The sequence below is a fragment of the Streptomyces sp. NPDC020996 genome (assembly GCF_040641355.1).
GTDB lineage: Bacteria > Actinomycetota > Actinomycetes > Streptomycetales > Streptomycetaceae > Streptomyces.
The window spans coordinates 190,072-210,279 of sequence record NZ_JBFADM010000005.1 but is presented as its reverse complement, the minus strand read 5'-3'; the positions used below and the strand labels follow the sequence as shown (position 1 = coordinate 210,279).

General features: G+C 72.8%; 21 protein-coding genes and 1 riboswitch. Of the genes, 9 read left to right on the top strand and 12 right to left on the bottom strand.

Annotated elements, in window-relative coordinates; all coding sequences use genetic code 11:
* Positions 1 to 63: 63 nt before the first annotated feature.
* Positions 64 to 120: a trp operon leader peptide gene (locus AB0G63_RS06200; protein ID WP_078912442.1), complete on the bottom strand. Its 57-nt coding sequence runs from the start codon at positions 118 to 120 to the stop codon at positions 64 to 66.
* A 109-nt stretch (positions 121 to 229) separates the two neighbouring features.
* Here AB0G63_RS06200 and AB0G63_RS06195 point away from each other — a divergent pair, with 109 nt between their 5' ends.
* Positions 230 to 1,582, top strand: coding sequence for a class II 3-deoxy-7-phosphoheptulonate synthase (locus AB0G63_RS06195; RefSeq protein WP_360745030.1), 1,353 nt, complete (start codon positions 230 to 232; stop codon positions 1,580 to 1,582).
* A gap of 148 nt (positions 1,583 to 1,730) precedes the next feature.
* Positions 1,731 to 1,964 (top strand): (2Fe-2S)-binding protein, encoded by a 234-nt coding sequence (locus tag AB0G63_RS06190; RefSeq protein WP_360745027.1) that lies wholly within the window; start codon positions 1,731 to 1,733, stop codon positions 1,962 to 1,964.
* Between the two features lie 51 nt (positions 1,965 to 2,015).
* On the opposite strand, the gene bfr is transcribed toward AB0G63_RS06190, so the two are convergent.
* Positions 2,016 to 2,495: a bacterioferritin gene (bfr, locus tag AB0G63_RS06185; protein WP_360745024.1), complete on the bottom strand. Its 480-nt coding sequence runs from the start codon at positions 2,493 to 2,495 to the stop codon at positions 2,016 to 2,018.
* Positions 2,496 to 2,669: 174 nt separating this feature from the next.
* Between bfr and AB0G63_RS06180 the strand changes: the two genes are divergently transcribed.
* A complete protein-coding gene (locus AB0G63_RS06180; protein ID WP_360745021.1) occupies positions 2,670 to 3,317 on the top strand; it encodes a sulfite oxidase-like oxidoreductase in 648 nt (215 codons plus the stop codon).
* Between the two features lie 16 nt (positions 3,318 to 3,333).
* On the opposite strand, the gene AB0G63_RS06175 is transcribed toward AB0G63_RS06180, so the two are convergent.
* The 6 genes from AB0G63_RS06175 to thiO form a co-directional block, all read right to left on the bottom strand.
* Positions 3,334 to 3,756 (bottom strand): DUF4396 domain-containing protein, encoded by a 423-nt coding sequence (locus tag AB0G63_RS06175; RefSeq protein ID WP_360745146.1) that lies wholly within the window; start codon positions 3,754 to 3,756, stop codon positions 3,334 to 3,336.
* A 279-nt stretch (positions 3,757 to 4,035) separates the two neighbouring features.
* Complete coding sequence (locus AB0G63_RS06170; protein ID WP_360745018.1) at positions 4,036 to 4,914, bottom strand: deoxyribonuclease IV; 879 nt, start codon at positions 4,912 to 4,914, stop codon at positions 4,036 to 4,038.
* 62 nt (positions 4,915 to 4,976) lie between these two features.
* Positions 4,977 to 6,947 (bottom strand): Stk1 family PASTA domain-containing Ser/Thr kinase, encoded by a 1,971-nt coding sequence (pknB, locus tag AB0G63_RS06165; protein ID WP_360745015.1) that lies wholly within the window; start codon positions 6,945 to 6,947, stop codon positions 4,977 to 4,979.
* A 122-nt stretch (positions 6,948 to 7,069) separates the two neighbouring features.
* Complete coding sequence (locus AB0G63_RS06160; RefSeq protein ID WP_360745012.1) at positions 7,070 to 7,864, bottom strand: thiazole synthase; 795 nt, start codon at positions 7,862 to 7,864, stop codon at positions 7,070 to 7,072.
* Between the two features lie 3 nt (positions 7,865 to 7,867).
* Positions 7,868 to 8,068, bottom strand: a complete 201-nt coding sequence (gene thiS / locus AB0G63_RS06155) for a sulfur carrier protein ThiS (RefSeq protein WP_360745009.1) — start codon at positions 8,066 to 8,068, stop codon at positions 7,868 to 7,870.
* Complete coding sequence (gene thiO, locus AB0G63_RS06150) at positions 8,065 to 9,219, bottom strand: glycine oxidase ThiO (RefSeq protein ID WP_360745006.1); 1,155 nt, start codon at positions 9,217 to 9,219, stop codon at positions 8,065 to 8,067. Before thiO ends, thiS begins: the two co-directional genes overlap by 4 nt.
* A riboswitch (TPP riboswitch) is annotated at positions 9,217 to 9,328 on the bottom strand. Its footprint overlaps the gene before it by 3 nt.
* A 52-nt stretch (positions 9,329 to 9,380) precedes the next feature.
* Between thiO and AB0G63_RS06145 the strand changes: the two genes are divergently transcribed.
* The 6 genes from AB0G63_RS06145 to AB0G63_RS06120 all read left to right on the top strand — a co-directional run bounded on the left by AB0G63_RS06145 (position 9,381) and on the right by AB0G63_RS06120 (position 14,482).
* Positions 9,381 to 9,734, top strand: a complete 354-nt coding sequence (locus AB0G63_RS06145) for a hypothetical protein (RefSeq protein WP_360745003.1) — start codon at positions 9,381 to 9,383, stop codon at positions 9,732 to 9,734.
* A gap of 28 nt (positions 9,735 to 9,762) precedes the next feature.
* Positions 9,763 to 10,992 carry an FAD-dependent oxidoreductase gene (locus tag AB0G63_RS06140; RefSeq protein WP_360745000.1) on the top strand — a complete coding sequence of 410 codons (1,230 nt, stop codon included), beginning with the start codon at positions 9,763 to 9,765 and terminating at the stop codon, positions 10,990 to 10,992.
* A 160-nt stretch (positions 10,993 to 11,152) separates the two neighbouring features.
* Positions 11,153 to 11,518 (top strand): Rv2175c family DNA-binding protein, encoded by a 366-nt coding sequence (locus tag AB0G63_RS06135; RefSeq protein WP_360744997.1) that lies wholly within the window; start codon positions 11,153 to 11,155, stop codon positions 11,516 to 11,518.
* 219 nt (positions 11,519 to 11,737) lie between these two features.
* The gene (gene thiE, locus AB0G63_RS06130; RefSeq protein WP_360744994.1) at positions 11,738 to 12,418 is read left to right on the top strand and encodes a thiamine phosphate synthase; all 681 of its coding nucleotides are present in this window, start codon (positions 11,738 to 11,740) and stop codon (positions 12,416 to 12,418) included.
* 131 nt (positions 12,419 to 12,549) lie between these two features.
* Positions 12,550 to 13,473: a methylenetetrahydrofolate reductase [NAD(P)H] gene (metF, locus tag AB0G63_RS06125; RefSeq protein WP_360744991.1), complete on the top strand. Its 924-nt coding sequence runs from the start codon at positions 12,550 to 12,552 to the stop codon at positions 13,471 to 13,473.
* A gap of 55 nt (positions 13,474 to 13,528) precedes the next feature.
* Positions 13,529 to 14,482 carry a hypothetical protein gene (locus AB0G63_RS06120; RefSeq protein ID WP_360744988.1) on the top strand — a complete coding sequence of 318 codons (954 nt, stop codon included), beginning with the start codon at positions 13,529 to 13,531 and terminating at the stop codon, positions 14,480 to 14,482.
* A 67-nt stretch (positions 14,483 to 14,549) separates the two neighbouring features.
* Here AB0G63_RS06120 and AB0G63_RS06115 read toward each other — a convergent pair whose 3' ends face one another.
* From AB0G63_RS06115 to AB0G63_RS06100, 4 genes are all read right to left on the bottom strand, one after another.
* A complete protein-coding gene (locus tag AB0G63_RS06115) occupies positions 14,550 to 16,088 on the bottom strand; it encodes an NAD(P)/FAD-dependent oxidoreductase (RefSeq protein ID WP_360744985.1) in 1,539 nt (512 codons plus the stop codon).
* Between the two features lie 475 nt (positions 16,089 to 16,563).
* Entirely contained in the window at positions 16,564 to 17,196 is a 633-nt protein-coding gene (locus AB0G63_RS06110) for a TetR/AcrR family transcriptional regulator (RefSeq protein WP_360744982.1), read from the bottom strand.
* A gap of 47 nt (positions 17,197 to 17,243) precedes the next feature.
* Complete coding sequence (locus AB0G63_RS06105; protein ID WP_360744979.1) at positions 17,244 to 19,328, bottom strand: YhgE/Pip domain-containing protein; 2,085 nt, start codon at positions 19,326 to 19,328, stop codon at positions 17,244 to 17,246.
* Positions 19,300 to 20,133 carry an ATP-binding cassette domain-containing protein gene (locus tag AB0G63_RS06100; protein ID WP_360744976.1) on the bottom strand — a complete coding sequence of 278 codons (834 nt, stop codon included), beginning with the start codon at positions 20,131 to 20,133 and terminating at the stop codon, positions 19,300 to 19,302. The genes AB0G63_RS06105 and AB0G63_RS06100 overlap by 29 nt, the downstream gene beginning before the upstream one ends.
* Positions 20,134 to 20,208: the final 75 nt, after the last annotated feature.

The following is a 20,208-nucleotide window of genomic DNA, read 5'->3' as shown; positions in this document are numbered from 1 at the left end:
GGCCCGGAAAACGCGGAAGGCCGCCCCTCGGGCGGCCTTCGCGAAGTCTGTGCGTACGCGCAGTCAGTGGGCCGCCGGATGAGCGGTCCACCACCAGTTCTGGGTCGAAAGCGCGAACATGCCAGGCACCCTACCGCACCGGCGGGCGGCCCGTCCGGCCATTGATCGCTCCGTCTCACCAGGCGAACCGGAGACAAACCACGCGACACGACCCCGTAGTGTTTACAGGGTGACCGTGAACGCTAAGACCAGCGCGAGTGCTGGCAACACCTGGCGAGACCTGCCCGCGGCGCAGCAGCCCGAGTACCCCGACACCGAGGCTCTGCGCGCAGTGATCGCGGACCTCGAGTCGTATCCGCCGCTCGTCTTCGCGGGCGAGTGCGACCAGCTGCGCGCCCGGATGGCGGCCGTCGCCAAGGGAGAGGCGTTCCTCCTCCAGGGCGGCGACTGCGCCGAGGCCTTCGACGCGGTGTCCGCCGACCAGATCCGCAACAAACTCAAGACGCTGCTCCAGATGGGTGCAGTTCTCACGTACGCGGCCTCCGTGCCGGTCGTGAAGGTGGGCCGCATCGCCGGCCAGTACTCCAAGCCGCGCTCCAAGCCGGTCGAGACGCGCGACGGCGTGACGCTCCCCAGCTACCGGGGCGACTCCGTCAACGGTTTCGAGTTCACCGAGGCAGCCCGCATCCCCGACCCCGAGCGCCTGAAGCGGATGTACAACGCCTCCGCCTCCACGCTCAACCTGGTGCGCGCCTTCACCACCGGCGGCTACGCCGACCTGCGCCAGGTGCACGCCTGGAACCAGGACTTCGTGAAGTCCTCCCCCTCCGGCCAGCGCTACGAGCAGCTGGCCCGCGAGATCGACAACGCGCTGAACTTCATGCATGCCTGCGGCGCGGACCCGGAGGAGTTCAAGACCGTCGAGTTCTACTCCTCGCACGAGGCGCTGCTGCTGGACTACGAGTCGGCACTCACCCGCGTCGACTCGCGCACCGGGCACCTCTACGACGTCTCCGCGCACATGGTGTGGATCGGCGAGCGCACCCGGCAGCTGGACCACGCGCACATCGAGTTCGCCTCGAAGATCCGCAACCCGGTCGGCGTCAAGCTCGGCCCGAGCACGACGGCCGAGGAGGCGCTGCAGTACATCGAGCGCCTCGACCCGGACCGTGAGCCGGGCCGGCTGACCTTCATCGTCCGCATGGGCGCCGACAAGGTCCGCGACAAGCTCCCCGAGCTGGTCGAGAAGGTCACGGCGTCGGGCGCGACGGTGGCCTGGGTGACCGACCCGATGCACGGCAACACCTTCGAGGCGGCCTCCGGCCACAAGACGCGCCGTTTCGACGACGTGCTGGACGAGGTCAAGGGCTTCTTCGAGGTGCACAAGGCGCTGGGCACCCACCCGGGCGGCATCCACATGGAGCTCACCGGCGACGACGTCACCGAGTGCGTGGGCGGCGGCGACGAGATCTTCGTCGACGACCTGCACCAGCGCTACGAGACGGCCTGCGACCCGCGTCTGAACCGCAGCCAGTCGCTCGACCTGGCGTTCCTGGTCGCCGAGATGTACCGGGACCAGTGACCGCTCACCCCGTCACCGGGACATGAGGTGGGGCGCGGATCACATACGATCCGCGCCCCACTCCGCTTTCGCGGGCCGACCCCGACAGGTAAGGTTAGGTTAGCCTCACCGATCAACGGGGACGGCGTCATCTGGATCCGCTCGGGAAGTGAACCGCGTGTACGTCTGCAGTTGCTTCGGCATCACCGAACAGCAGGTCAAGCAGCACGCGGAGAGCGGCGCCTGCACGCCCCGCCGGATCGCCTCGGCCTGCAAGGCGGGCACCGACTGCGGTTCGTGCGTACGGCGCATCCAGGCCATCCTCGGGCGGGGTGCCGTCCCGGCGCGCGAGACGGCCGACCAGGGCGGACCGCTCCTCACCGGCCTCGACGAGGCGGCCTGACCGGCGCGGACGCCGCGGGTCGGTACACCCGGACGCCGCGGGTCGGTACGCCTAGCTCTCCGGCTGTTCGATCACCTGGGCGATGTAGAGCGCCTCGCCCAGCTTCTCCACCAGCTCCAGCTGGGTGTCGAGGTAGTCGATGTGGTGCTCCTCGTCCTCCAGGATCGATTCGAAGATGTTCGCGGACGTGACGTCGCCCTTCTCCCGCATCATCCTGATGCCGCGCTTGAGACGGTCGATCGCCTCGACCTCGATCTGCCGGTCGGCCTGGAACATCTCGGTGACGGTCTGGCCCACCCGGACGTGGAAGAGCCGCTGGTAGTTGGGCAGCCCCTCCAGCAGCAGGATCCGGTCGGTCAGCACCTCGGCGTGCTTCATCTCGTCGAACGACTCGTGCCGGGTGTACTTCGCGAGCTTGGTCCAGCCGAAGTTCTCCTGCATCTTCGAGTGCAGGAAGTACTGGTTGATCGCGGTCAGCTCACCGGTGAGCTGCTCGTTGAGGAATTCGATGACCTCGGGGTCGCCCTGCATCGCGAAGGCTCCTTCCAAGCCGGGGGTCAGGCGGAATGCGCCGCATGATTGCACCGGCGGCGAAGATCGTCCAGTAAGTCTGCGCTTACCACGTAGGTGCATACTTGGTGCCACTTGCCCGAATTTGAGTGGGGCCCGTCAGGTGCAGCGTCCCCGGTCTGTCAGGATGGAGTCATGGGTCAGCCGGTGGAGCGCGAGTCGGGAGAGCGCGATTCAGGAGGAGCGGCACAGCCCGAGCTACCGCCCGGACAGCGCCTCCAGCGCGGCTGGCCGGTCACGCACTACGGGCCGGTCCCGAAGTTCCGCCCCGAGCGCTGGGAGTTCCGGGTCTTCGGCGCCACCGCGGGCGGCGAGAAGCACTGCTGGAGCCACGAGGAGTTCACCGCGCTGCCGTACACGACCGTCGTGGCGGACCTGCACTGCGTCACGCGGTTCAGCATGCTCGGCGCCGAATGGGGCGGGATCCCGGCGCGCACGATCCTCGAGATCGCCCCTCCGGCGCCGGCCGTCACCCATGTGATGGTGTGGGCCGAGTACGGCTTCAGTGCGAACCTGCGCCTGTCGGACTTCGCGTCCGAGCGGACCGTCTTCGCCACCCACAAGGACGGTGAGCTGCTGACCGCCGAGCACGGCTTCCCGCTGCGCCTGATCGTCCCCCACCTGTACGCCTGGAAGGGCCCCAAATGGGTGCGCGGTGTGGAGTACATGACCACCGACCGCCGGGGCTTCTGGGAGGAGCGCGGCTACCACAACATCGGCGACCCGTGGAAGGAGCAGCGCTACTCCTACCAGGAGGAGCCCGGGGAGGGTCCCGAGCTCTGACTCCCGGCGTCCGCCGTCAGTGATGGTGGGCGTGCACCACCGCGTGACCCTTGCCGCGGCCGATCATCCACTTGTTGACGGGTGTCGTGACCACGAAGGCGATCACCAGGGACAGGGCGAGGGAGATCCAGAACAGCGCGTCGGCGAGTTCCGCGTCCATCGCATTCGGCCACAGCACGATCACGCCGTTGTCGATGAGTTCCATCACGGCGATCGACACGGTGTCCGCGGCCAGCGCCACCCGCAGGGCCGCCCGGAAGCCGAGGCCCGCCCGCAGTACCCCGCGCAGGGTGAGCGAGTAGCCGAAGAAGAAGGCAAGCACGACCGCCAGTACGGTCGTCGGGGCGTTGCCCCAGCCGAGCGCGGTGCCGATCACCATGCCGAGCACCTCGCCGATGGCGCACCCGGTCAGGCAGTGCAGGGTGGCCTGCGCGGCCATGGCCCAGCCGGCGGGGGAGCGGCCGTGGTCCGCGTGCGCCGCGTGGTCGTGCGCCGTGTGGTCGTGTGCCGTGTGGTCGTGCGCTGCGGGGTGGTGTGCCGTGCTCTGAAGCGCTGTGTGCTGATGTGCCGTGTGCTGGTGCGCTGTGTGCTGATGTGCCGCCGTCGCGTGCGCCTCGTGCGCCTCGTGCGCGTCGTGGTCCATGGGTGGCCCCCAATGCCGGGTGACGGTTTCTGTACCGGACAGGAACCAGATACCCCCGGGGGGTATTCCCATGCTTCAGGAGTCGCGGAGTTTCTTCAGCCGCTCCACGTCCGCCGCGTGTCCCTCCTTGCCGCCGGGCGTCTCGATGACCAACGGCACGCCCGCGGTCGCGGGGTGGGTCATCAGCGCGCGGAAGGGGTCCTCGCCGATGTGGCCGGCGCCGATGTTCGCGTGCCGGTCCTTGTGGGCGCCCGCCACGTCCTTGGAGTCGTTGGCGTGGATCAGCTTCAGCCGGCCCTCGCCGACGGTCTCCACCAGCAGGTCCAGCGTCCGGTGCATGCCGTCGGGACCGGTCAGGTCGTGGCCCGCCGCGAAGACGTGGCAGGTGTCCAGGCAGACGCCCAGCTTCGGATGGGAGTCCAGCGCCTCGAAGTACGGCGCGAAGTCCGCCGTCCGCGAGCACAGGGAGGCGCCCTGTCCCGCGGTCGACTCCAGCAGCAGGTACGGATCGTCGTCGTGGGTCAGCTCGTCGAGCAGCGGCAGCAGGCGCTCGCGCACCTGCGCCAGGGCCACGGCCCGCTCCCGGCCGCCGGTCGCGCTGCCGGTGTGCACCACCACGCCGAGCGCGCCTATCTCCCGCCCGCGCCGCAGGGAGTGCCGCAGCGACCGCACCGAGTGGTCCACCGTCGCCTCGGTGTGCGAGCCGAAGTTGATCAGATACGGGGCATGGACGTACGCCGGGATCGACCGCGCCGCGCACGCCGCACGGAACTCCTCGTCCTGCCGCGGATTGCCGGCGGGCGTGGCCCAGCCGCGCGGGTTGGCGACGAAGACCTGCACGGCCTCGGCCCCGAGGTCGCGGGCGTAGGCGAGCCCGACGGAGTTCAGGCCGCCGGCCACCGGGACGTGGCTGCCGACGGGGTTGCGGGCGGGACCGGGGTGCTGGCTGTTCACCCGTTCAGGGTGCCACGCCGCCGGTCCCGCGCCGTCACCGGATGTCGATCACCGGATGTCGATCACCGGATCTCGATGGTGATCGTCGATCCCTTGGGCGCCTTCTCGCCGCCCGCCACGGACTGGCCCTTGACCGTGTCGCCGAACAGGCCCAGCAGCCCGCGGTCCTCCTCGACCTTGAAGCCGGCCGCCTCGAGCGTCTTCGTCGCGTCGTCGACGCTGTCGCCGGTCACGTCCGGGACCTCCACCATCTCCGGGCCCTTGGAGACGGTGAGCGTCACCGTGTCGCCCTCGGCGAGCTGCTTGCCGCTCGCCGGTGTCTGCGCGGCGACCTTCCCCTTGTCGTACTCGGAGTTGACCTGCGTGGCCGCGACCTTCACCTTCAGGCCCGCGGCCGCCAGGTCCGCCTTCGCCTTCGCCAGGTCCTCGCCGGTGACGTCCGGGACGTCGACCGGGCTGCCCTTGCTGACGGTCAGCGCGATCGCCGAGCCCGCGTGCCGGCTGGTGCCCGCCTCCGGGTCCGTGGAGATCACGAAGCCCTTGGGAAGGCTGTCGCTGAACGCGCTGGTGACCATGCCCGGCTCCAGCCCCTCGGCCTTCAGCCGGGCCTTCGCCCTGTCGAGCCGGTCGCCCTGCAGGTCGGGCACCCGCACCAGCTCCGGGCCGTCGGAGATGGTGAGCGACACCGAGGCGTTGTCCCGGACACGGGCGCCGGGCGCGGGGTCCGAACTGATCACCGTGCCCCGCTTCACGGTGTCGCTGTAGGCGTGGCTGACCTTCCCGAGGTCGAGGCCGGCCTGCTGCAACTGCTGGGTGGCCTGCGTCTGGGTCTTCGCCAGCACCGCCGGGACCCTGGTGAACTGGCCGGAGTTGATGTACCAGACGCCCGCGGTGACGCCGAGCACCAGCAGCACGGCCGCGACGACCATGAGCGGGCCGCGCGTCAGGAGCCCCGGGCGGCGCCGCGGCGGCAGGGGCGGCGGCGACTGAAGCCGGCTGGTGTGCTGCACGGGCCCGGCGGGATCCGCGCCGTTCCCGCCGGCCGGGAGCGGCCACGGCGGGGGTGGTCCCCCGGCGAGGCCGGGTGCGGGGGAGGTCAGCGGGCGCGGGATGACGCTCGTACGATCGTCGGAGATGTCGCGGTCCTCCGGGCCGAGGGCCCCCGGCGGGACGGCGTCCAGCTGGTCCGCGCTCAGCGCGTCGCGCGCCTGACGGGCCAGCGCGAGCAGCGCCACCGCGTCGTGCGGCCGGACGTCGGGGGTGCGGGCGGTGGCCGAGGCGACCAGCTGGTCCAGCGCGTACGGCAGCCCCGGCACGGCGGCGGACGGCGGCGGGACGTCCTCGTGGATGTGCTTGTACAGCACGGTGGCCGTGGAGTCGCCGGCGTGCGGACGGTCACCGGTCAGCATCTCGTACAGGACGACACCGCACGCGTACACGTCGACCCGGGTGTCTGCGGTGCCGTGCTCGATCTGCTCCGGCGCGAGATAGGAGGCGGTGCCGAGCACGGTGCCGTTCGTGCTGGTGATCGTGTCCACGGCGCGCACCAGGCCGAAGTCGGCGACCTTGACCCGGCCGTCGTCCGCGATCAGCACGTTCTCCGGCTTCATGTCCCGGTGCACGAACCCGGCGCGGTGCGCGGCGCCGAGCGCGGCCAGCACCGGCTCCAGGATGTCCAGCGCGGCGCGCGGCTGCAGCGCCCCGCGCTCGCGCAGCACGTCACGCAGGGTGCAGCCGGGCACGTACTCCATGGCGAGGTAGACGTACGACCCGTCGGCGCCCTGGTCGAAGACCTGCACGACGTTCGGGTGCGCGAGCCGTGCGACCGACTTCGCCTCCCGGATGAACCGCTCGACGAAGGAGCCGTCGGCCGCGAGCGTCGGGTGCATCACCTTGAGCGCGAGCACGCGGTCGAGGCGGGTGTCCAGGGCCCGGTAGACCGTGGCCATCCCGCCGACCGCGATCCGCGCGTCCACGCGGTAGCGCCCGTCGAGCACCTGCCCGACCAATGGGTCCTGAAGGGTCGTATCCACGCAGGTGAGTGTACGAGCCGCAACCGACACGGCCGCCAATTCGCCCGATCCGGGGACGGAATGCAGCAGACCTGTGACTGTTGTGCGACGAGAACGTCGGGGGTGCCGAGCGCGCGGGGTGTTCAGAACGCGGGGCGCTCGGGATCCAGGCGGGCGCGTCCCCCGGTGGGAGAGGACGCCTCGGCGAAGTGGCGTCGCGGGATGCGTCCCGCCCGGTACGCCAGGCGTCCCGCCTCCACCGCGTGCCGCATCGCCTCCGCCATCAGCCGCGGCTGGTGCGCCCGGGTCACCGCCGAGGCGAGCATCACGCCCGCGCACCCCAGCTCCATCGCCAGCGCCGCGTCCGAGGCGGTGCCGGCGCCCGCGTCCAGGATCACCGGCACGCGCGCGTGCTCGATGATCAGCTGGAAGTTGTGCGGGTTGCGGATGCCGAGCCCGGAGCCGATCGGCGAGCCCAGCGGCATGATCGCCGCGCAGCCGGCGTCCTCCAGCTTCCGGGCGAGGACCGGGTCGTCGTTGGTGTACGGCAGCACGGTGAACCCGTCGTCGACCAGCGTCTCGGCCGCCTCCAGCAGCTCGATCGGGTCGGGCAGCAGGGTGCGCTCGTCGGCGATGACCTCCAGCTTGACCAGGCCGGTGCCGAGCGCCTCGCGCGCGAGGCGGGCGGTGAGGACGGCCTCCCGGGCGGTGAAGCAGCCCGCCGTGTTCGGCAGCACCCGGATGCCCAGCCGGGTGAGCACGGACAGCACCGAGCCGTGCACCGAGGGGTCCACGCGCCGCATGGCGACCGTCGTCAGCTCCGTGCCGGACGCCACCAGGGCGCTCTCCAGCACCTCCAGGCTGGGGGCGCCGCCGGTGCCCATGATCAGGCGGGACGTGAAGGACGTGCCGCCGAGGACGAAGGGGTCGTCGGCCATGGGTCAGCCTCCTTGGACGGCGGTGAGGACCTCGACGCGGTCCCCCTCGGCGAGGGGGGTCGAGGGCCACTGCGCGCGCGGGACGACGGTTTCGTTGAGGGCGGCGGCCACCCCGGAGGACGCCGGGGTGAGCGCCCTGACCACGGTGTCGAGAGCGGTTCCGGGAGCGATCTCGCGGGGCTCGCCGTTGACGGAGATGTTCATGCCGGCTGCTCCGTGCGGGCGAACCGCCGCGGGGTGAAGGGGCGTGCCTCCTCGGGGAGTTCGCCGGTGGTCAGGACGTGCGCCATGGCGTCGCCGGTGACCGGTGCGAGCAGCACGCCGTTGCGGTGGTGCCCGGTGGCCAGCAGCAGCCCGGGCAGCCCGCTCGGGCCGAGCAGCGGCGCGTTGTCGGGGGAGCCGGGGCGCAGCCCGGCCCGGGTCTCGGTCAGCGGCAGCTCGGTGATGCCGGGGACCAGCTCGTGGGCGTCGCGCAGCAGCTCGTACACCCCGCCCGCGGTGACCGTGGTGTCCCAGCCCAGTTCCTCGCTGGTCGCGCCGACCACCAGCTCGCCGTTCTCGCGCGGCACCAGGTAGACGTGGCTGCCGCGCACCATGGCCCGGACGGTACGGCTGAGGAAGGGCGCGTACCGCTGCGGCACGCTCAGCCGCAGCACCTGCCCCTTGACCGGCCGCACCGGCGGCAGCACGTCGTCCGGGACGCCCGCGAGCCGTCCGCTGAGGCTGCCGGCGGCCAGCACCACCCGGTCCGCGGCCAGCGCGGTGCCGTCCGCCGCGGTGACGCCGACGGCCCGGTCCCCGGCGCGGTCGAGCCGTTCGGCCCACACCCGGTGGAAGACCACGCCGGCCAGCTCGCAGGCGGCCACCAGCGCGCGGGTCAGCCGCCGCGGGTCGATCTGGTGGTCGCCGTCGACCCGGAGGCCGCCGCGCACGCCCGGCGCGAGCATCGGCTCCAGACGCCGGCACTCGCGCCCCGACAGCCATTCCGACCCCAGGCCGGACTGCTGCTGCAGGGCGTGCAGTTCGCGCAGGTGGGCGCGGTCGTCGGCGTCCAGCGCGACGGCGAGCGTGCCGCACCGGCGGTAGCCGAGGTCGTGGCCCGTGAGGTCGGCGAGCTCGGCCGCGAAGTCCGGGTAGCGGCGGGCCGAGGCGAGGTTGAGGCCGAGCAGGGTCTGCTCGCCGTGGTGCAGTTCGGTGACCGCGGCCAGCATGCCGGCCGCCACCTGGGCGGCCCCGCCGCCCGGTTCCGGGTCCACCACGGCGGTGGCGAAGCCGCGCTGCGCGGCGCGCCAGGCCGTGACCAGGCCGATGATCCCGCCCCCGACGACGAGGACGTCTGACGTACGTGACGGCATGGGCGTCCAGCCCCTCCCTTCGCCGGCATGACCCGGATCAGGTTCGTACGGTCGGAGGCCGCCAGCCTCCCTCTCAGCCCGGTGCGTCCGGGCTCCCGCGAGTGCTTGTACGGTGGCCACCCTAGCCCGCGCCCCGTCGCCGTCGTAAGGGAGCCTTCCCCATGCCGCGCTCGCTGGACGGCCTCGTCCTCGCCCCGGTCGCCGACCAGGCCCCCGGCCAGGTGGGCACCCGGACCCGCTTCACCTACCACGAGGCCGACGGCGCGATCTGGGCCGAGTACGCGGGCGGCGACGTCGTACGCGGCCGTCTGGTGGGTACCCGGGAAGGTGACCGGCTCGACTTCCGCTACGTGCAGCTGAGGAACGACGGCACGACGTCCTCCGGGCACTGCGTGTCGACGGTCGTGGAGCTGCCGGACGGCCGGGTGCGCCTGGAGGAGACGTGGGAGTGGGAGTCCCGGCCGGGCGGCGGCACCAGTGTTGTGGAGCAGGTCACTGACGGGATCCGCGACTGACGTGACGTCAGGTGTCTATGGTGATCAGGTGAGCGAGCAGACGCAGGAACGGCAGACGCCCCCGCAGCGGCGAGTCGTCGTGGCCGGTGCGGGCATGGCCGGTGTGCAGACCGCGGTCGCCCTACGCGAGCAGGGCTTCGCCGGGCCGGTGACCCTCATCGGCGCCGAGCCCCACCAGCCTTACGACCGGCCGCCGTTGTCCAAGGCAGTCCTGCTCGGCAAGGCCGAGGGGTCCGCCTTCGACGTCGACTTCGAGGCGCTCGGGATCGAACTGCGGCTCGGGCGCGAGGTGCTGGGCGTCCGGGTCGGCGACCACGAACTGGACACTGCCGAGGGGCCGGTGCCGTACGACGTGCTGGTCCTCGCGACCGGTGCCGAGCCGGTGCTGCTGCCGCAGGCCGAGGGCGTGCCCGGCGTCCATCTGCTGCGCACCCTGGACGACGCCGAGCGGCTGCGGCCGGTGCTCGCCCGGCAGCACGACGTGGTGGTCGTCGGCGCGGGCTGGATCGGCGCGGAGTTCGCCACGGCGGCGCGCGAGGCGGGCTGCGCGGTGACCGTCGTGGAGGCCGCCGACCGGCCGCTCGCGGGCGCGCTGCCCGCCGAGGTGGCCGCCCCGATGGCGTCCTGGTACGCCGACGCGGGCGCCGTGCTGCGCACCCACGCGCGCGTGGCGCGTGTCGAGCCGGGCGAGGTCGTCCTCGAGGACGGCACCCGGCTGCCCGCGGGCGCCGTCGTGGTCGGCATCGGCGCGCGCCCCGCCACCCGCTGGCTGGCCGGCTCCGGCATCGTGCTCGGCGCGCACGGCGAGGTCGTCGCCGACGACGGTCTGCGCACCTCGGCGCCGGACGTCTACGCGGTCGGCGACTGCGCTTCCTTCCCCTCCCGCAGGTACGGGGAGCGCCTGCTGGTGCACCACTGGGACAACGCCCTGCAGGGCCCGCGCACCGTGGCCGCGAACATCATCGGGGAGGAGCCCGCCGTCTACGACCCGGTGCCGTACTTCTGGTCCGAGCAGTTCGGCCGGTTCGTGCAGTACGCCGGCCACCACGCGGGCGCCGACACGACCCTGTGGCGCGGCGACCCGTCCGGCCCGAGCTGGTCCGTCTGCTGGCTGCGCGACGGCCGCCTGGTGGCGCTGCTGGCGGTGGGCCGGCCCAGGGACCTGGCGCAGGGCAGGCGCCTGATCGAGGCGGGCACGCCGATGGACCCGGCCCTGCTGGCGGACGCGAGCAAGCCGCTGAAGGCCGCCACCGCGTAGCCGGGACGTGAGCGGACCGGGACCGGGACCATATGGCCGGACGGGAGCCGGGACACCTGGCCGGACGGGAGCCGGGACACCTGGTCGGACGGGAGCCGGGACCACCTGGTCGGACGGGCCTGGCTTCCGACTGTCGGTGCGGGATGGCAGGCTTGTTTCCGTGACCGAGATTGACGCAAAGATCGATGCTCTCGTCCCCGCCTGGCTCACCCTCCCCGACATCGCCGAAATGCTCGGCGTCGAGGTGACACGTGTGCGGCAGCTGGTCAAGGAGGGCCAGCTCATCGCCGTACGCCGTGGTGAGAACCGCGCGCTGCACGTCCCCGCCGCCTTCATCGACGGGGACAAGGTCGTCAAGGGCCTGACCGGCACCCTGACGCTCCTGCGGGACGACGGCTTCACGGACGAAGAGATGATCGAGTGGCTCTTCACCCCCGACCCGAGCCTGCCCGGCACCCCCGCGCAGGCTCTGAGCGAGAATCGCGGCACGGAGGTGAAGCGTCGCGCCCAGGCGCTCGCCGTCTGACCAGGACAGGCCGACCAGCAGACCTGCTGCCGGCAGGCCGACGAACAGGCCGAGCAGCAGGTCAGTCGGCAGACCTGCCGACAGGACGAACAGCAGGCTGAACACCGTCCGGCGTCCGGGCCGGGGCCGCACCGGGCCCCGGCGCGGCCCGGTGCGGCCGGACCCGGCCCGCCGGGCCCGTCCCGGCCCGCACGCCGCCGACAACGGGGGGACACCACCATGCCCGACACCGCCGCCACCGACGACGCCCGCGCGCACCTCGCCGACGCCCGCGTCTACCTCTGCACGGACGCCCGCCGGCGCCAGGGCGACCTGCCCGAGTTCCTGGACGCCGTCCTGGCCGGCGGCGTCGACATCGTCCAGCTCCGCGACAAGGGCATGGAGGCGGCGGAGGAGCTGCGGTGGCTGGAGCTGTTCGCCGACAAGTGCCGCGAGCACGGCAAGCTCCTCGCGGTCAACGACCGCGCCGACGTGGCCCACGCCGCCCGCGCCGCGCACCCCGCGGGCCCCTCGGTGCTCCACCTCGGCCAGGGCGACCTCCCGGTCCCCGCGGCCCGCGCGATCCTCGGGGACGACGTCCTCATCGGCCGCTCCACGCACGCGGAGGCCGAGGCGGAGGCCGCCGCCGTCCAGGAGGGCGTGGACTACTTCTGCACCGGCCCGTGCTGGCCCACCCCGACCAAGCCCGGCCGGCACGCGCCCGGCCTGGGTCTGGTGCGTCACACGGCGGGCCTCGGCACCGACCGCCCCTGGTTCGCCATCGGCGGCATCGACCTCGGCAACCTCGACGAGGTGCTCGACGCGGGCGCCCGCCGCGTCGTGGTCGTCCGCGCGATCACTCAGGCCGACGACCCGGGCGCGGCGGCGGCGGAGTTCGCCAAGCGGCTGCGGCAGCTGTAGCGGCACCGGCCGACGGCCCGCGGGTCCCTGACGAGCGCGAGTCTGTCCAAGGAGTGGACAACAAGTCGGCAAATCGGGCAAATATCCCAGGTTTGGTTGGGTGGCCTGCGGCCCCTGGCTAACCTGCGAGTATGGCCCTCGGCACCGCATCCACCAGGTCGGACCACGCTCGCACCGTGCGCGACATGCTCGCCACGGGCAAGACGACGTACTCCTTCGAGTTCTACGCCCCGAAGACCCCGAAGGGCGAGCGCAACCTGTGGACCGCGCTGCGCCGCGTCGAGGCGGTGGCCCCCGACTTCGTCTCCGTCACCTACGGGGCGGGCGGTTCCACCCGCGCGGGCACGGTCAAGGCGACCGAGGCGATCGCCTCCGACACCACGCTGACGCCGATCGCCCACCTCACCGCCGTCGACCACTCGGTCGCCGACCTGCGCAACATCATCGGGCAGTACGCCGACGCCGGGATCCGGAACATGCTGGCCCTGCGCGGCGACCCGCCCGGCGACCCCATGGGCGAGTGGGTGCCGCACCCGCGGGGCCTGACCTACGCCGCCGAACTCGTCGAACTCATCAAGGCGTCCGGCGACTTCTGCGTGGGCGTCGCCGCCTTCCCGGCGATGCACCCGCGCTCCACCGAATGGGACACCGACGTCCGCCACTTCGTCGACAAGTGCCGCGCGGGCGCGGACTACGCGATCACGCAGATGTTCTTCGATCCGGAGGACTACCTCCGGCTGCGCGACAAGGTTGCCGCCGCCGGCTGCGAGACCCCGATCATCCCCGAGGTCATGCCGATCGGCAGCGTCAGGACGCTGGAGCGCATCCCGTCACTGACCAACGCCGCGTTCCCGGACGCCCTGAAAGAGCGGATCCTCGCAGCGAAGGACGATCCCGCCGCTGTACGCTCCATGGGGATCGAATTCGCCACGGAGTTCTGCGCACGGCTGCTGGCCGAGGGAGTGCCCGGACTGCACTTCATCACGCTCAACAACTCCACGGCGACGCTGGAAATCTACGAGAACCTGGGCCTGCACCACCCCCCGCGGGCCTAGACCGGCCGCACGGGTGTACGACACACTCGTAGCGGCGACTGGGAGAGGGGCGTACATGGGCTATACGGTCCTCTACATCGCGTTCGGCATCGTCGCGCTGTGGCTGCTCGGTGAGGTGCTGCTGCAGTACAAGGCGCGCCTGCGCTGGAGGCTGATCGCGTTCGTCGGCTTCCTCGGCGTCGTGCTCGGGGTGATGATCCCGTCCGTCGTCGTCATCGGCCTGGGCGCGGCCGCCTTCGCGGTCGGACAGACCTACGTCACGCTGTCGTTCCGCCGCGGCTTCTCGTCCGGCTGGGCGGTCAAGCGCCCTGACGCGGACGCCGACGGCGGCGGCAGCAAGCGCCGCCGGGGCCGGGCGGACCGTCAGGACCCGACGCTGGAGGCCTCCGACCTGGACGCGGCCGACGGCGGGTACGGCTCCCATGCCGGGAGCGACCCCGCCTACGGCCAGGGCGACGACTACGACCGCGACGACGTCTTCACTCCGGTCCGCCAGTCCGAGCCCGCCGCCGCCGAGACCACCGCGGTGTACGAGCCGCAGCCCATGCCCGACGACACCGGCTCGTACGGCGTCTACGGCGACGACGGTTCGTACGCCGCCGGCGGCCAGTCCTTCGCCGCCTCCGGCCAGGCCCAGGACCAGTACGCGGCGGCCGACCAGGGCTACGCCTACGACGGCTACACGGGCTACGACCAGCAGCAGTACGGCTACGACGCCGGCGGCCAGCAGCAGTACGCCGCCTACTCCGACCCCTACATCGGCACCCAGACCTACGGCGCCGGCTACGACGCGGGTTACGACCAGTACGGACAGCAGGGCTACGGCCAGGACCAGTACGCCACCGGCGCCTACGACGGCGAGACCCCGGCCGGCGGCGTGTGGGTCCCGCAGCAGCGCACCGACGAGTCCTACGGCGGCGACCTCCCGCCGGAGCAGCCCTACCCCTACCAGGGCGACGGCCAGGGCCAGGGGCAGGGCAACGGCTACGACGAGCAGTACCGCTACTGACGAGCAGTACCGCTACTGAGGACGTCCCGGCGGCGGGCGGCCCGCACCGCGGGGCGCCCGCCGCCGTTCACTGCGAGCCGCGGAACTCCGGTCCCTCCACGATCAGTCCGGCCACCAGCGCGCCCGACATGCCCGAATGCGGGAGCCCCCCACCCGGATGCGACCAGCCGCCGACCCGGTACAGCCCCGGCAGCCGGGTGGTGTTGGCCGGGTGCAGGAAGCGGCCCTCGCCGGCGGCGAGCGCCGGAGCGGACACGGCTCCACCGGGGGCGCCGGTGGCCTCCTCGCCGTCGAGCGGAGTGCGCACCTCACGCCAGACCAGACGCTCGCGCAGCCCCGGAATCGCGGCCTCGGCCGCGGCGAGCACCAGGTCCGCAACGCGTTCGCGGGTCTCGGGGCGGCTCCAGTCGGCCCGCGCCGGCACCATCGCCGACACGACCGCCGACTCGTGGTCCGCGTCGGGGCGCAGGTCCGGGTCGTCCGGCCGCAGCACCGTCACCGTGGGCGGCACGGGCTCGTCGGGCCGCGCGTGCAGCCAGTCCAGTTCGGCCTCCCGGTCGGGGGCGTGTACGACCGTGCGGTGCGCCGCGCCGGCCTCGCGCGGCCCGCGCAGGGCCAGCAGCACCCCGAACCGCCCGGCGTGCGGCGCGGTGAGGCCGGCGGACACGTCGCCGGCGGCGTCCAGTTGACGCTCCGTCAGTGCGTGCAGCCGGGCGGGGTGCAGACCGGCGACCACGAAGTCCGCCTCGGCTACCGTTCCTCCCCCAGAGCCGAATGCCTGGGAGGTGCCCCCAGCGAGTTCCACGCCCGCCGCCCGGCCGTCCTTCTCCACGATCCCCGTGACCTCGGCGCCGAAGACGAACTCGACCCTCCGGGCCGTGCAGCGCTCGTACACCGCGCGCGCCAGCTCCCGCAGGCCGCCGCGCACGTACCAGGTGCCGAAGGCGTGCTCCAGGTACGGCAGCACGGCCGCGCTCGCCGGGGTGACGCGCGGGTCGAGCCCGAAGGCGAGGGCGTGGCTCTCCAGCAGCGCGGCCAGCCGCGGGTCGCGCAGCTCCCAGGCGCCGACCTCGGCGAGCGTGCCGGCCCGGCGGGTGCGCAGCAGCCGCTTGTGCGGGACGGCGGGATACGGTTCCCGCCCGGCCAGCACAGCCCAGTTCGGCCACAGCGGTTCCTCCAGCAGCGGGCGGCGCGTGCGGTCCCAGGCCTCGCGGGCGCGCACCAGGAAGTCGCCCCATCGTCCGCCCGCGCCCGCGCCGAGCGCCTCGTCCAGGGCGGCGACCACTCCCGCGCGCGAGGCGTTCGGCAGCGCGAACTCGGTGCCGTCGGCGAAGACGTGCCGTGAGGACGGGTCGACCTGGACCAGCTCGACGCACGCCTCCAGCGGCTCCTTGCCCGTCTTGACGAACAGGTCGCGCCAGACCGCGGGCAGCGGCAGCAGTCCGGGACCGGTGTCGAAGGCGAAGCCGTCCCGCTCGAAGCGGCCGACCCCTCCGCCGTAGGTCCCCGCCCGCTCGTACACCGTCACCCGGTGGCCCGCGACGGCCAGCCGGGCGGCGGCCGCCATCGCGCCCATCCCGGCGCCGATCACCGCAATCCGTCCCATGCCCGCGACTTTATCGACCGCCGCCGGCACCCCGGCCGCCGAGGTCGGCGCGGCGACCGGCCCGCCGGGCCCGGTCGTGGGGTGTGTGCGGAGCTGAGTACCCGTACCTAGAAGGGGAGATGAGTACGCGCGCGGATGGGGCCCGGCCCGCCGGGAAGAGAGAGTGGGGGCACGGAGACGGGCACGGCCGCGGCACCGGCGACACGGGGCGCCGGAACGCGGCGGCCCGCGATCCGCTCCTTCCGTCGGCCGGTGCCGGCGGGAGCGAGGCACGGGGGGACCCGGGGGAACGACCACAACGGGGGTCCGACGGGGGTCCGACGGGGGAACACAGGGGGAGCACGGGGGGAGCACGGGAAGGCGCCGGTCCGAGGCGGCCCGCGGGGGACGCGGCCACAGCGGACCGGCGCCTTCCCGTGTCATGTCCGGCGGGTCATGTCCGGTGTGTCATGTCCGGTGTGTCATGTGCGGTCGGTCACGTCCAGTGGCCGCTCACCCTGCCCTGCAGCAGCCTGGACAGCGACGCGTGGACGTCGTCCAGGGAGCGCTCCGGCTGGAACGACTGCCAGTCCAGCGCGGCCACCAGGACCATGCCGACCAGTGCGGCCGCGGTCAGCGGGACGTCGATCTCGTCGCTGAACTCGCCGCCCGCCACGCCCTCGCGCAGCACGTCCTCGATGACGGCGACCACCTGCTGCCGCACCACCATGAGGGTGGACTGCCAGGCGCGGTTGGTGCGCCACAGCTCGGCCACGTACAGCTGGGTGAAGGACGGGTAGCGGGCGATGAAGGCGAGCCCGGCGCGGATCATCGCGTCCAGGGCGTCGACCCTGCTGCCGCCGTCGCGCGCCGTCCGCTCGGCCGCTTCCTTCAGGGACGCGGTCAGCAGCCCCACGCCGTGCCGCAGCAGCTCCTCGAACAGGACGGACTTGCTCGCGAAGTTGTAGTAGACCGTGCCCTTCGCGACCCCGGCACGCTCGGCGATCTCGTCCACCGTGGTGGCGGAGAACCCCTGCTCGGCTATGAGCGTGACGGCCGCCTCGTAGAGCTTCTGGCGGGTGGCCTCGCGGCGCGTGCTGCCGCCCGTCGTGGCGCTGCTGCTTTCCATGGTCCCGATTCTCACAGGAACCGGGCGCGCGGCACTCCTCTTGCGGATCACAGGCTCAGCTCCGGGTGCAGCCGGGCGGGCGTCCACACCTGCCGGCGGCGCGCCGCCAGCGCGGTGAGGGCGAGGGAGCCCGCCGTGAAGACCACCAGCACGGCGCACGCCGTCCACACCGGCGCCAGGCCGCCGCCGGTGACGAGCCTTCTGAGCGCCTCGACGATGTAGCTCATCGGCAGGAAGGGGTGGATGACGTTGAAGAAGCCGGGGCTGGTCTGCACGGGGTAGGTGCCGCCCGCGGACGTCAGCTGCAGCATCAGCAGGGCGAGCACCAGGATGCGGCCCGCCGCGTCGAAGCGCGCGTTCAGCCACTGCACGATCGCCGCGAAGCACGCCGTCACCAGGAACAGGAAGCCCACCGTGCCGGCCGCCCGCGCCATCTGCAGGCCGATCGCCCAGTGCAGCACCGACATCAGGGCCGCGGTCTGCAGCACCCCGATCGCCACCACCGGCAGCCAGCCCGCGAACGCGATCCGCCAGGCCGAGGCGCCCGCGGCGAGCGCGCGCCGGTTCATCGGCGGGATCAGCATGTACGCCACCATCGAGCCCACCCACAGCGACAGCGGGATGAAGTACGGGGCGAAGCCGGTGCCGTAGTTGGGCGCCTTGTGCAGGTCCCGGGAGGCGAGCCGCACGGGATCGGCCATGACCTCGGTGCGCCGGTCGCGGTCCTTCTTGTCGTAGTCCGGGATCTTCGCGGCGCCGTCGTGCAGGCCGCCGGCGAGCTTGCCGGAGCCGTCGACGAGCTTGTACAGGCCGCCGTTCAGGGTCTCGGCGCCCGACTTCAGCGTGCCGATGCCCTTGTCGAGGTCCGCCGCGCCGCTGTCGGCCGTGCCGAGCCCCTTGTGCAGCATCTTCGCGCCGGCGGCGACCTGTCCGGCGCCCTCGTTCAGCTTGTCGATCTTCTTGACCGCGTCGTCGAGGTCCTCGGACAGGTGCGGGGCGCGGTCGGCGAGTGCCTGGGCCTGCTCCTGGAGGACGGCCAGCCGGGCGTCGAGCTTCTTCAGGTCGCCGTCCTGGTCGCCGACCAGCGTGTTCACGTCGTCGGCGACCGTCGCCACCTCCGCGGCCGCGTCCTTGGCCTTCTTCAGGTCGGTGCAGGCGGCGTCCGGCGGTACGGCGTCCTCGCAGCGCGCCGTGTAGACGCGGTCCAGCGTGCGGGAGGCCGTGCGGGCGCCCTTCGCGGCGGCCGGCGCCGTCTTCACCAGGGTGCCGAGGTGCTCGCGGACGATCTTCGCGGAGTCGGCGACGAGCTGGGCGGTGTCCCCGATGGTCTTCTCGTTGTCCTTCAGGAAGGGCCCCACCTCGGCGTCGACCGCGTCGACCTTGTCCGCGAGCGTCTGCGTGCCGTCCGCGACCTGCCGGGAGCCGTCCTGGAGGTCGCCCGCGCCCTTGTCGAGCTTCTTCAGGCCCTTCGCCAGCCTGCCGCTGCCGTCCTTGGCGTCCTTCAGCCCGTCGGCGAGGGCCTTGGAGCCCTTCTCCGCCTTTTCGGTGCCGCTCTTGAGCTTGTCGGCCCCGTTCGCGGCCTTCACGGTTGCGCCGTGGATGTCGGAGAAGGAGACGAAGATCCGGTCCAGGTACGAGCGCGACGTCCTGGTGGACGCGGCCCGGCGGACCTCGCTGAAGACCGTCCGTGAGATCTGTCCGACGATGTAGTTGTTCGCGTCGTTCGTGCGCACCTGGAGCGCGCCCGTCTCGGGGGAGTCGCCTGCGCTGGAGGCGACGCGCCGGCTGAAGTCGGCCGGCATGGTCAGCGACAGGTAGTACGTGCCGTCCTCCACGCCCGCGCGTGCCCGGTCCGCGCTCACCTCGTGCCAGTCGAACGTCCTGCTCTCCCGCAGGCCCGCGGCGATGTCGTCGCCGGCCGTGATCCGCCTGCCGTCCACGGTGGCGCCCTCGTCGGCGTCGACGAGCGCCACGGGGATGCGGTCCAGCCGTCCGTAGGGGTCCCAGAACGACCACAGGTACAGGGCGCCGTACAGCAGCGGCAGCACCAGCAGCGCCACCAGGGCGGCCCGCGGCAGCCTGCCGCGGCCGAAGCGGCGCAGCTCAAGCGCGGCCAGTCTCGGCGAGCGCATCGGCCTCCTCCTTCCCGCGGGCGGCGGCGGATTCCCCGGTGGCCACGGTGACCGTGCCCCCGGCGTCCCCGGGCGCCTCGCTGCACACCGCCACCACCGTGGTGCCGGCCTCGGCGACCGACCTCAGCAGCGCCCACACCTGCGCCCGCTCGGCGTCCGAGAGCTTCAGGTCGGTGTCGTCGACGCCGAGCAGGCCCGGCCGGCCGATCAGCGCGAGGGCGACGGACAACCGCAGCGCCTCCAGGCGCTCCAGGTCCCGTACGGCGGTGCGGGTGCCCTTGGGCAGGGCCCCGGGGTCGAGACCGGCCGCCTCCAGCGCGGCGTCGATCCGCAGTCTGGCCCGCAGGGACCGTTCGCCACGCGGCTGCAGCAGCCCGCGCAGCGAGTCGCCGAACCGCCGCTGCAGCAGCGCCCGTTCGCCCAGGTGCTCGCCGACGGTCAGCGCCGGGTCGAGGTCGGTGACCCCGGCGACGTGCGCGAGCCCGCTGACCTGCCGCACGGCCGCCATCTGCTTCGGCAGCCGCCACTCGCCCACCAGGGCCGACCCCTCCGTGGGCTTCATCCTCCCGGCGAGCGTGAGCAGCAGGCATGTGCGGCCGGAACCCGACGGTCCCTCGACCGCGATCAGCGAGCCGGGCTCCGCCTGGAACGTGACGTCGCGGAAGGCCCAGCCGCGCGGGCCCCGGACCCCGAGGCCGTGGGCCGTGACTCCGAGGCCGCCGTCCGTGACTCCGGCGGCCGTGACTCCGCCGTCCGTTACTCCGGCGGCCGTGACTCCGGCGGCCGTGACTCCGGTTCCGGGCACGGTCTTCCCCCCTCCCCAATATTTGAACTGACTGGTCAGTGCAAAAACTAGCCCGAACTTCAGATCGATGCAAAA